Source organism: Nostoc sp. (assembly GCF_036917355.1).
Lineage (GTDB): Bacteria > Cyanobacteriota > Cyanobacteriia > Cyanobacteriales > Nostocaceae > Nostoc.
Genome location: NZ_JBALDP010000076.1, coordinates 1 through 12199, shown reverse-complemented (window position 1 = coordinate 12199; position 12199 = coordinate 1). Strand labels below are relative to the sequence as shown.

The following is a 12199-nucleotide window of genomic DNA, read 5'->3' as shown; positions in this document are numbered from 1 at the left end:
TCTCGTCCCACGCAGAGAGAACCCTGTAAAACCTCAGCGTTCCTCTGCGCTTCCCTTTGCGACGGCAGTCGCTCATGGGGGAAACCCCCAAGACCGCGCTGCCTCTCCTTTGCGTTAAAAAAACAATTCAGAATTTATGACCCCAACACTGACCACTGCGCAGATTGAAGCTGTGCGCCTCCACATCAAAAAAACGTGGAAAACCTTAACGCGATCGCACGAACACTTATTACAATCTGCCAAGGATACCAAACTAGACCACAAAACAGGAACTCCTTGGATCGTTTACATTTCCCCCTCAGAAGATTGTCCTAACATTCAGACTGTGTTGGAGCGATCGCTATCTCCCAAAGATATGCAACAGCTAGAAATTCGCACTTTGCCATCAGAAGTAGAAGCGATTAAACAGCATGGCTTATTATACCTACCAGGGCCTTATGTCGTACCAGGTGGTCGCTTCAACGAAATGTATGGCTGGGACAGCTACTTTATATTGCTAGGACTTTTGCACGATGGAGAATTGGAGTTAGCACAAAGCCAAGTCGATCAATTGCTGTACCAAGTGGAACATTACGGTACTATTCTCAACGCCAACCGGACTTATATGCTGTCGCGATCGCAGCCTCCAGTCCTCAGTATGATGGTTTTGGCGTTATTCCAGCACACCCAGGATGAAGAGTGGTTAAAGGCAACCGTACCACTGTTAGAGCAATTTTATTATTACTGGGTAGTACCGCCCCACCTGAATGCTGCAACCCGCTTATCCAGATTTTATGCCTTTGGCGAAGGCCCAGCGCCAGAAGTTTTGTTTTCCGAGCGAGATGAAGAGGGAAAAAGCCACTACGATCGCGTCAAGGAATATTATCAAACCTTTGAGGTTGAAGATTACGATGTCAATCTTTACTACGATCGCGAAAATGACGAACTGACCAATCTATTTTATAAGGGCGATCGCACTATGCGCGAGTCCGGTTTTGATATCACCAACCGATTTGGTCCCTTCAGCGCTGATATCCTCCACTACGCTCCTGTGTGCCTCAACAGTTTCCTGTATCAGGTGGAACAAGATTTAGCGAAAATTAACTATATTTTCGGTAACGAAGAACTAAGACAACAATGGAGCGATCGTGCAGATATGCGCCGCGATCGGATCGATCAATTTCTCTGGGATGAAGAAAAAGGATTATATTTCGACTATCATTTCCAGAGTGGAAAACGCCGCCGCTACGAATTTGCTACCACGTTCTATCCTCTGTGGCTGGGAATTGCTTCTCCAACTCAAGCCAAACGCGTCGTAGAAAATCTCTCTTTGTTTGAAGCACCAGGCGGAATTTTTACCAGTACTCGTGTCACCGGCAACCAGTGGGATGCTCCCTTTGGCTGGGCCCCATTGACATTAGTTGCCGTCCTGGGGCTTCGCCGCTATGGGTATCATGCAGAAGGCGATCGCATTGCCAACAAATTTCTCGCTATGGTAGTTAAAGAATTCGAGCGTCACAATACCTTAGTTGAGAAATATGATGTTGAACGCTGTTCTGCCAATGTTTCCGACGAAATCTGCTTTGGATATAGTTCTAACGAAGTTGGTTTCGGCTGGACAAATGGAGCGATTCTGGAACTCTTAGCGATCGGTGACAAAAAAGTTTAAATAAAAGGGTGTGAGAAAAACCTCACGCCTTAAACTTACTTGATTTTTTCAATGTAATTGTTTTGCCCACCATAGCAAACACCCTACAATGAATCCCCAAATATAAATGATTAAGTTTAGGCTTGTTTAGGGAATACTAAAACTGTCTATTACTTTTTGAATTTTCAATATGCTCTCAACCTTATGTGATACTTTCAGAAACTGCTCAAAAGAAACGTGGGATATGCTCGCCAAAGGGCGTGATTTAAATCATCAGATCGGAGAAGAAACTTTAACAGATATAAATATTCTTAAGCTAAAATCTGAGAAAACACTGGAAATTTATAATCATAAATTTACTAAACATAAAGAAGGATCAAACGGTGCAGATTGGGAGTGGTGGTTTACTGGTGCTAGCGATAAATGGATAGGTTTTCGAGTGCAAGCTAAAGTTATAGATTTTAAAAACAATTCTTTCAATCATCTGTATCACTACAAAAAAACTAAAAGTAAAAATAAAGTATATCAATGCGATCTTCTCATAGAAGATGCTTCAAAAGAAAAGAATTCGCCTATCCCATTATATTGCTTTTACTCTAACTGGAATGACTCAATATTTAGTAAAGAGTATCTAAAATATAACCCTATAGACAAAGAAAATAGCTATGGTTGTTCAATTATTTCTGCTTTTATTATTAAAGCTTTACAGAGCAAAAAAGAATCAAAATATCTTAAAGATTTACTGAAATATATGAAGCCGTGGCATTCTTTAGTATGTTGTCATGGAGATAGCTCAGACGATTTACCAATTAGAGTTTTGGAATCTTGGAGAAAATCTATTATTCAAAGTGAGAGTTTATTTCTTGAAAAATTTAACGTAAGTATTTCTAAAAATTTAAAGAATATGCCAAACAATTATCAAAGAATTTATGATAATTTGTACCTAAGTGATGTGCCACCTAAACATGTACAGCTACTACTTAAAAATGATGTATTAGAGCTACCTGACTCCAATCTGGGACAGGTTACAATCATAAAAGAACGGAAGGAGCTACATGAACTACTTTAATATGTTGGGTGAAATAATTACTTGGGAACTAGCAAGCACCAAATCATGAGGAATAATCACAATGGTTAAATCAGCCCCAAAAGTTCTAACCGTTGATGAATTTATTAGCCATTACGGTGAGTGCGATCGCTATGAACTAATTGATGGTGAATTAATTGAGATGGAACCAACCGGGCCACACGAGCAAGTATCTGCATTGATTGGGCGAAAGCTGAATGTAGAAATTGATCGTCAGGATCTAAGCTACTTTATTCCCCATCGCTGTCTCATCAAACTCTTAGGAACAGAAACAGCTTTTCGTCCCGATGTGATTGTGTTAGACCAAACTCAATTAATTAATGAACCATTATGGCAACAACAACCTGTAATTACATCAGGAAACTCAATCAAACTGATTGCGGAAGTTGTCAGCACAAACTGGCAAAACGATTATGCCCGTAAGGTTGAAGATTACGCCTTATTAGGAGTTCCTGAATATTGGATTGTTGATTATCTGGGTATTGGTGGCAGAGAATATATTGGCAAACCCAAACAGCCAACGGTAACAATTTGTACCTTAATAGAGGATGAGTATCAAAAACAGTTGTTTCAAAACAACGAGCAACTTGTTTCCTCAATCTTTCCCAACTTGCAACTAACGGCCCAACAAATTTTTAATGCTGGGCGATCTGTCATTGAGTGAATTGGTAGATGCGATCGCTTTGAGTAGTTTGTCAACTTAAAATTGCTGGGTTTGAGCTGGTGAAATGTTAAAGGGGAAAGAATAAAACACTTTTCCCATTACCCCGCATTCGTTTCTTTGGCAAACTACTAGCCTAAATAACTATTCACGCCATCAATTTTATTTTGACAGATGTCAATCGGCTGTTGAAATTCTCAAAGCCTGTATTTGGTTTCAACTGTGGAAAAGCTTAATTGTAGCAGCTTACATAATCAATATCTGCCAGACCGCCGCGATAAGTAGTCCAAGTAACCGCACAGGTTTTTCTTGAAGAATAACTCTCACGAAGTAAATCACTAATTTCTTGATACAAAGCATTATCTTTCCACAAACATAGCCAACCACCACCAGTTGGTAATGTAGGGTTCATTTGAATACATACACCCCTTCCTGCTACCTGAGGATTTAGATGATATTCCCTAATTGTACCAGATGCACTGTCAGCCAAAGCTGATGTATTACCCAGCATAACTAAAGCACAGGGTAAACCCAAATACTTCAAAAGTTGTGCCTTCATGAACTTTCACTCCTTTGCTATATGATTAAATGTCTAGAATAGATAAAACAAACATGTAATCTTAAACCCAAAGTAGTTTTGGTTATTCTTTTCTAATACCAAGCCCAAATATAGCGTTGCGGCTTGAATTTTGAACGCCTAAAGAGACTAAAACTCTGATTGCTATATAATTTTTGCAATATATCTATTTGTCAGGAGCCAAAATGCAAAATAAATTGGAATAGTGGCGTATCGAAATACGCCACTACTTTTAAATAAAGGGGTTTAATTACGAAGCTAAATCTACAATTTCGTGGTTTTCAATTATATGGTTTGCCTAAACTACCCAGTAATTGCCCTTGTCTGAATTCTGAATTTTGACTCCTATTTATCAATGCCCTATCGGCACCTACCAATTATCATCTGTATCTTCATTGTAAGGCTCACCTGTAAAAGGTTGTACGCCAACAGCAGGATAAGCATCATCCGTAGGACCAAAAATCCGCATTGCAGCTTCAGAAATATACTGGGTTATGTTCGCAATGATTTTGGAAATATCCATAATATTTTGACTCCTTCTTTTTGAGTCGCTTTAATGGTGATGCTTATAGTGTAATCCTAATATTCAAGCCTTGTTCATCTTCTCAATATATTGAGAATATATGCAATGTTTATTCAGATAACTTTGCAATACTTTAGCTCGTCAAAAAGTCAAACTTTTCTCTTCGATTCTAATTGTAACATGATTGTTTCTTTCAACCCATTTGGGAAAATAGCGAAGCAAAACAAACTTTCTCTGACAGGATATTGTTTTCCTTGATTAGCCAGCCGCTCTAATTAACATTATTGCGCGCTCTCACTATTAAAAAATATTAAGTATTTGATGAAGTTAGTATTAAGCTACCGATAAATCTACTGCTCTACGGCAATCTCAAACAATATACTTGCAGGGAGTTGACATTATTTATGGTAAATATTACCATAAATAAAAGAAGCATCTTGTAAGGAAGCTCTTGCATGACAACTTTGCCAGATTTGGACTATGTATATAAACAGCAAAGCCAGCAGAACGAGGAACTAAACCTTTCTGCCGATGACTACAGCTTGCTGACCGACCTTTACCAGTTAACAATGGCAGCTTGTTACACAGGCGAAGGTATAGAACAACGACGGGCAAGCTTTGAATTGTCTGTCAGACGATTGCCAGAGGGTTTTGGTTATTTAATTGCAATGGGGCTGACGCAGGCATTGGAATATTTAGCCAAAATCCGCTTTAGTTCCGCGCAAATTGCGGCATTACAGGCAACGGGAATTTTTGCTCACGCAGGCGATCGCTTTTGGTCACTTTTAGCTGAGGGAAAGTTTACGGGTGATGTCTGGGCAGTACCAGAAGGGACAGCTGTGTTTGCTAATCAACCACTGTTGAGAGTAGAAGCACCTCTTTGGCAAGCCCAACTAGTAGAAACTTACCTTTTAAATACGATTAATTACCAGACTTTAATTGCCACAAAAGCAGCAAGGTTGCGGGATGTCGCGGGAGAAGAAGCAACACTTTTAGAATTTGGGACAAGACGAGCATTTAGTCCCCAAGGGTCTTTGTGGGCGGCGCGGGCAGCGTTGGCGGGTGGGTTAGATTCCACTTCTAATGTGTTAGCAGCGCTACAACTGGGGCAACAGCCAAGTGGTACGATGGCACACGCCTTAGTGATGGCGTTGTCAGCAATAGAAGGCACTGAAGAACAAGCTTTTAGTGCATTTCATCGCTATTTTCCGGGTGCGCCATTACTGATTGATACTTACGACACCATTGCTGCTGCCGGGCGCTTGGCCCAAAAAGTAAATTCCGGGGAAATGCAATTAACAGGAGTGAGATTGGACTCAGGAGATTTAGTTACCTTATCAAAACAGGTGCGATCGCTCCTTCCCGGTGTACCAATTTTTGCCAGTGGTGATTTGGATGAGTGGGAAATTGCCAGATTAAAAGCTGCTGGGGCGCAAATTGATGGTTACGGACTGGGAACGCGACTAGTTACAGGTTCGCCCGTAAATGGAGTCTATAAACTTGTAGACATTGATGGCATCCCAGTAATGAAGCAGTCAAGTGGTAAAGTTACTTATCCAGGACGCAAGCAGATTTTTCGCTCGTATACGGGAGGGAAGGTAAAAGCAGACAGGTTGGGACTCTTAGGTGAAAGTCTTCTGGACGAAGAACCTTTGTTGCAATTGGTAGTGCAGGAGGGTCAACGGGTACAACCGTTAGAGTCTTTGGCAACAATTCGTCAACGTACCGCCGCATCAGTCGCCAGTTTGCCACAACAAACACGGCTTTTGGATCGTCCGGTGGCTGTAGAAGTGGAGATTTCTGAAGCGTTACGGGTATTGACTGAAGAAACTAAGAAACGAACCGCAGAGGCGCTGAGTACACAGAGGTAATAATTGCTCTTTCGGTATGTCTTAATTACGACCTACGTTAGCGCAGCGTTAGCGAGTCATCGAGCGTCACTACGAATTACGAATTACTATGAGAGTTGCTTTGTTTGGAACTAGTGCCGATCCACCAACTGCTGGACATCAAGAAATTCTGAGTTGGTTGTCTGAGCGTTATGATTGGGTAGCGGTTTGGGCAGCAGATAATCCATTTAAGTCCCATCAAACACCCTTACAACATCGGGCGGCAATGCTGCAACTGTTAATTGCGAATATAGACGCGCCACGGCACAATATTGCTTTGGAACAAGAATTGAGTAGCTTCAGAACACTGGAAACAGTGGAAAAAGCAAAGCTTGCTTGGGGTGAAGATGCTGAATTGACGTTGATTATTGGTTCAGATTTACTGAGTCAGCTACCACGTTGGTATCGCATTGAAGATTTGTTACAGGAAGTGCAACTACTGATTGTACCGCGACCCGGATATGCAATAGATGAATCTAGTTCAGAGGTAGTGCAAAAGCTGGGAGGGAAAATTGCGATCGCTAGTCTGACCGGTCTAGATGTTTCCTCAACAGCGTACCGCGAACATGGAGATCCCCAAGCCCTCACAGCCCCTGTAGTTGCCTATATTAATCGAGAGCATTTGTACGAATGCCAGGACGTTCACAAAAAAAGATACCAACTCCGTTAAACCAACAACCTTTGGCCGATTTCAAGGTTGGTGTTGATAATGTAATTTTTTCTGTAGATACTGTACAAAATCGGCTGTTAGTTCTACTAGTAATGCGGCAGCAAGAACCATTTTTAAATCATTGGAGTCTTCCCGGTACTTTGGTACGTCCAGGAGAGTCTTTAGAAGATGCCGCTTATCGCATTATGGCGGAGAAAATTAAGGTAAACAATCTCTATTTAGAACAACTGTATACCTTTGGCGGGCCGAATCGCGATCCACGGGAAGCAACTGATAGTTATGGTGTGCGTTATTTATCAGTTAGTTACTTTGCCCTAGTGCGATTTGAAGAAGCCGAATTGATTGCCGATCGCATGACTGGCATCGCTTGGTATCCGGTAAAACAAGTGCCGCAATTAGCTTTTGACCATAACGAAATTCTGGCTTATGGGCACAGGCGATTGCGAAATAAATTAGAGTATAGTCCGGTGGCTTTTGAAGTCTTGCCAGAAATGTTCACCTTGAATGATTTATATCAGTTATACGCCACAGTTTTAGGTGACAATTTTTCCGATTATTCTAATTTTCGAGCGCGTCTACTCAAGTTAGGTTTTTTATGCGATACCGGAATTAAGGTATCACGGGGTGCTGGTCGTCCGGCTAGTTTGTATAAGTTTGACGCGGAAGCTTTTGCTCCCTTAAAAGATAAACCTTTGGTGTTTATTTAATCAATCACTTTTCAGAGTCAAAAATCCTGAGTAACCTATTTTGACTCTTGACAAATGACTAATGACCAATGACAAACGACAAATAATATGAAAATTGCGATCGCTCAAATTAATCCGACAATTGGTGATTTGCTTTTAAATGCCCAAACAATCCTGGAGGCGTCACAACGAGCAGCATCTAGTGGTGCGCGTTTGTTGTTGACACCAGAACTTTCTTTGTGTGGCTATCCACCAAGAGATTTATTACTAAATCCTAGTTTTGTGGAAGCGATGGGCATCACTTTACAAAATTTGGCCCAGGATTTACCACCAAATTTAGCTGTGTTGGTAGGAACTGTTGAACCGAACCTCAATGCATCTATTAGTGGCGGTAAAACTTTATTTAACAGTATGGCTTTGTTAGAGAATGGCCAAGTTAAGCAAGTTTTTCACAAGCGACTTTTACCTACTTACGATGTCTTTGATGAACGTCGCTATTTTGAACCAGGGTTACAAGCTAATTATTTCACTTTAGATAATATCGATATTGGCGTAACTATTTGCGAAGATTTATGGAACGATGAGGATTTTTGGGGCAAACGTAGTTATGCAGTAAATCCGATTGCTGACTTAGCAATTTTGGGTGTAGATTTGATTGTAAATTTGTCTGCTTCTCCCTACACTGTTGGGAAGCAGCAGTTTCGGGAAACTATGCTCAGACATAGTGCAGTACGTTTTCAACAACCGATGATTTACACTAATCAGGTTGGGGGAAATGATGACCTAATTTTTGATGGACATAGTTTTGTCTTAAATCGTCAAGGTGAAATTATATCTCGTGCCCGTGGTTTTGATACCGATTTAGTAGTTGTTGAATTTGACGAGACACAACGAGATTTTCAATTAGGTTCTGTAGCACCTGCATATCAATCAGAAGATGATGAAATTTGGCAAGCTTTGGTTTTAGGAGTACGAGATTACGCTCGTAAGTGTCGCTTTTCTAAAGTAGTGTTGGGTTTAAGTGGCGGGATTGACTCGGCAATAGTAGCTGCGATCGCCACGGCTGCACTTGGTAAAGAAAATGTCCTCGGTGTTCTCATGCCTTCCCCTTACAGTTCGGAACATTCCATCAGTGATGCTTTGGCATTAGCCGAAAATTTGGGGATTAAGACTAATCTTTTACCAATTGGCGAGTTAATGCAAGGCTTCGATCAAACTTTAGGTGATTTGTTTGCGGGTACTGAGTTTGGACTGGCTGAAGAGAATATCCAATCGCGGATTCGCGGTAATTTATTAATGGCGATCGCTAATAAATTTGGCTATCTGCTTTTATCTACTGGTAACAAGTCAGAAATGGCTGTGGGTTACTGTACTCTCTACGGCGATATGAATGGCGGGTTAGCGGTGATTGCAGATGTACCTAAAACCCGTGTGTATTCACTTTGCCAATGGTTAAATCGCAATGATGAAATCATCCCGCAAAACGTTTTAACTAAAGCACCCAGCGCCGAACTCAAACCGGGCCAAGTGGATCAAGACTCTCTACCGCCTTACGAAATTTTGGACGATATTTTGCAACGCTTGGTTCACAACCACCAATCAGCAGCGCAAATTGTTGCAGCCGGTCACGATGCGGTGATTGTAGACAGAGTAATTCAAATGGTGGCGCGGGCTGAATTTAAACGGCGACAAGCACCCCCCGGTTTAAAAATCACCGATCGCGCTTTTGGAACTGGTTGGCGAATGCCAATTGCTAGTAATTGGGTTGGTGTCAAAAAGGCTTACCAGACTAAAACTACAGCTACACCTAACCTTAGTTTGTTGTGATGGACAAGATTCATCCGCAAATCAAGTAATTAGTTATCAAACCTCTCCCTGGCTTGAACTTTTATTAAAGTCTGTCCTTCTCCGATGCGAAGAGGGACAGATTTTGCATAGTAAAAATTTTTTTATTAGGCTGATTAGACTGACACTATATAACCCGTCGAACTCACGTTAAATAAAGATTCTCCGTTTGGGTTTTTATTCTGTAAAAATTAACTTATATACTCATATACAGCTATTTAATGAAGTAGATTTAAGAATATGTCTAATGCGGTTAAAGTATTTTTTTCCTACTCCCACAAAGATGAAGAATTGCGAGACGAGTTGGCAACTCATCTGAGTATGATGAAACGTCAAGGAGTTATTGAAGCTTGGCACGATCGCGAAATCACTGCTGGTAGTGAATGGGCAAATGCGATCGATGACAATCTTGAACTTGCAGATATCATTTTGCTGCTGGTGAGTGCTAACTTTCTGGCTTCAGATTACTGCTATGACAAAGAAATGACACGAGCAATGGAGCGACATGAAACGCGGGAAGCTCGGGTAATTCCGATTATTCTCAAGCCGTCAGACTGGAATGGTGCGCCTTTTGGTAAACTGCAAGCACTCCCCAAAAATGCTAAACCTGTCACCACCTGGCCAGACCAAGATGAGGCTTTTTTAAATGTCGCTCAAGGGATTCGCAGAGTAGTTGAAGATATTGCTAAATCAAAACCCTCCTCCTCAACAGCTTCTGGAACTACTACACCTGCGACTTCTAACCCTGCTGCAACGAGTGGGGGTTTAACTGAACGCCAGCGTCGCCGATTCGAGCAAGAACGGGATTCACTACAACAACAGTATGACCTGGCTAGCACAAAATTAGGTCGGCTGCGCCAAGCATACGGCATTGAAACAGATACAGCGACAAAGTTTAAGCTAGAAGCGCAAATTCAGGAAGCCCAAACAGAACAAAATAGATTAGATCGGCAGCTTGAGGAAATCGAGCAAAAGTTTTTGTAGTTTTCTTTTAAACCAGCCAACGTCTTGCCATATTTCCTATGAAGTCTATTGAAGTTTTTATTTCTTATCACCAAAAAGATGAAGAACTGCGCGAAGAGTTAGAAAGGCATCTAGTAACTTTGCTGCGGGAAAAACTTATTACCAGTTGGCACAAGCGCGAAATTATCGCTGGGCAAGAGTTTCAAGATGAAATTAATAAGCACCTCAAACGGGCTGGGCTAATTCTACTGTTGGTGAGTCCAGATTTTATTGCTTCAGAGTATCACTGGACAGTTGAAGTTACACGAGCTTTAGAACAAAATGCCGCAGGTAAGGCTCGTGTGATTCCGGTATTGCTACGTTATGCAGATTGGGACAATCCTCCCATTGATAAATTGTCACCACTGCCTAGTAATCGCAAACCGATAAAAAGCTGGAACGATCGAGATGAAGCTTTCTTAGAAGTTGTCAAGGGAATTCGGCAAGAGGTGGCGCGATTAGTTGCTAGCTCGAATTACTCACCTCCCAAAGACAGTTCAGCAAACCAAAAGCCTCTTGCTCTCAAACCCGCAACAGATAATGCTCCATCTCAACCTAATAATCAAATTCAAACTGACCTAACGCTAGAACTCCCTCTGAGTATTGCTGAATTGACCTACGGTACAGAAAAGAAGATTGCACTGGATGATGGCTCAATTACTGTGACTGTTCCATCTGGTTTTAGTCCTGGTAAGAAACTGCGGGTTCGGGGTAAAGGTAAACTTAACTCGATAACCAATCAACGGGGAGATTTGTATCTCAAGGTTGTCAGTGTTCAAAAGATAGAGGTATCGCTGGAGGACTATCAGCAAAAGTTGCGACGATTTGAGCAAGAATTAATCAAAGTCCTGCAACGGGAGTATCCACTCAGCGAACACAGCCGTGAAGGACTAAAGAATTATCAGCAGATGTTAAAACTCAGGGATGAGGATATAACCCTGCTTGAGGAGCAAGTCATTGCACAAGAGCAAGAAAAGCGCCAAGATAAAGTCACAAGCCTGATAAACGAAGCGGATCGTTTCAGCGAAGCTAAAAAGTTCGAGGAAGCAGCCGTCAAGTACAAAGCAGCCCTCCGTCTTGACCCGAACTCTATAATCGCTCACAATAACCTGGGGAATGCACTGTCCGATCAAGGGAAGTTGGAAGAAGCGATCGCCGCCTACCAAGAAGCTCTGCAAATCGACCCAAACTTTGCAATCGCTCACTATAACCTGGGGTTAGCACTGTACGGTGAAGGGAAGTTGTCAGAAGCGATCGCCGCCTACCAAGAAGCTCTGCAAATTGACCCAAACTTTGCAATTGCTCACAATAACCTGGGTTCAGCACTGTCCGATCAAGGGAAGTTGTCAGAAGCGATCGCCGCCTACCAAGAAGCTCTGCAAATCGACCCAAATTATGCAGACGCTCACTATAACCTGGGGAATGCACTGTACGCTCAAGGGAAGTTGTCAGAAGCGATCGCCGCCTACCAAGAAGCTCTGCAAATCGACCCAAACTTTGCAATCGCTCACAATAACCTGGGTTTAGCACTGTCCGATCAAGGGAAGTTGTCAGAAGCGATCGCCGCCTACCAAGAAGCTCTGCAAATCGACCCAAACTTTGCAATCGCTCACAATAACCTGGGTTTAGCAC

11 protein-coding genes are annotated in these 12199 nt (G+C 41.9%); 9 read left to right on the top strand and 2 right to left on the bottom strand.

The annotated features are described in order from the left end of the window. The first annotated feature begins 136 nt into the window (after nucleotides 1-136). The 3 genes from V7K53_RS24855 (at nucleotide 137) to V7K53_RS24845 (ending at nucleotide 3378) form a co-directional block, all read left to right on the top strand. The gene (locus V7K53_RS24855; RefSeq protein ID WP_335200199.1) at nucleotides 137-1648 is read left to right on the top strand and encodes a trehalase family glycosidase; all 1512 of its coding nucleotides are present in this window, start codon (nucleotides 137-139) and stop codon (nucleotides 1646-1648) included. A 169-nt stretch (nucleotides 1649-1817) separates the two neighbouring features. Further along, the gene (locus tag V7K53_RS24850) at nucleotides 1818-2696 is read left to right on the top strand and encodes a DUF6615 family protein (protein ID WP_335200198.1); all 879 of its coding nucleotides are present in this window, start codon (nucleotides 1818-1820) and stop codon (nucleotides 2694-2696) included. A 61-nt stretch (nucleotides 2697-2757) separates the two neighbouring features. Continuing rightward, a complete protein-coding gene (locus V7K53_RS24845; protein ID WP_335200197.1) occupies nucleotides 2758-3378 on the top strand; it encodes a Uma2 family endonuclease in 621 nt (206 codons plus the stop codon). Nucleotides 3379-3607: 229 nt separating this feature from the next. Here the strand turns inward: V7K53_RS24845 and V7K53_RS24840 are convergent, their stop codons facing one another. Both V7K53_RS24840 and V7K53_RS24835 read right to left on the bottom strand, forming a co-directional pair. After that, entirely contained in the window at nucleotides 3608-3934 is a 327-nt protein-coding gene (locus V7K53_RS24840; protein ID WP_335200196.1) for a hypothetical protein, read from the bottom strand. A gap of 388 nt (nucleotides 3935-4322) precedes the next feature. Beyond that, nucleotides 4323-4475 carry a hypothetical protein gene (locus V7K53_RS24835; protein WP_335200195.1) on the bottom strand — a complete coding sequence of 51 codons (153 nt, stop codon included), beginning with the start codon at nucleotides 4473-4475 and terminating at the stop codon, nucleotides 4323-4325. 455 nt (nucleotides 4476-4930) lie between these two features. Here V7K53_RS24835 and V7K53_RS24830 point away from each other — a divergent pair, with 455 nt between their 5' ends. The 6 genes from V7K53_RS24830 to V7K53_RS24805 form a co-directional block, all read left to right on the top strand. After that, a complete protein-coding gene (locus tag V7K53_RS24830; RefSeq protein WP_335200194.1) occupies nucleotides 4931-6346 on the top strand; it encodes a nicotinate phosphoribosyltransferase in 1416 nt (471 codons plus the stop codon). 88 nt (nucleotides 6347-6434) lie between these two features. Then, nucleotides 6435-7034, top strand: a complete 600-nt coding sequence (locus V7K53_RS24825; protein ID WP_335200193.1) for a nicotinate-nucleotide adenylyltransferase — start codon at nucleotides 6435-6437, stop codon at nucleotides 7032-7034. Then, nucleotides 6995-7741: an NUDIX hydrolase gene (locus V7K53_RS24820; protein WP_012411955.1), complete on the top strand. Its 747-nt coding sequence runs from the start codon at nucleotides 6995-6997 to the stop codon at nucleotides 7739-7741. Before V7K53_RS24825 ends, V7K53_RS24820 begins: the two co-directional genes overlap by 40 nt. Before the next feature lie 87 nt (nucleotides 7742-7828). Beyond that, complete coding sequence (locus tag V7K53_RS24815) at nucleotides 7829-9547, top strand: NAD+ synthase (RefSeq protein ID WP_335200191.1); 1719 nt, start codon at nucleotides 7829-7831, stop codon at nucleotides 9545-9547. Nucleotides 9548-9805: 258 nt separating this feature from the next. Next, a complete protein-coding gene (locus V7K53_RS24810) occupies nucleotides 9806-10549 on the top strand; it encodes a toll/interleukin-1 receptor domain-containing protein (protein WP_335200190.1) in 744 nt (247 codons plus the stop codon). Between the two features lie 38 nt (nucleotides 10550-10587). Then, nucleotides 10588-12199, top strand: a 1612-nt coding sequence (locus V7K53_RS24805) for a tetratricopeptide repeat protein (RefSeq protein WP_335200189.1), incomplete at its 3' end; no start/stop codon positions are given.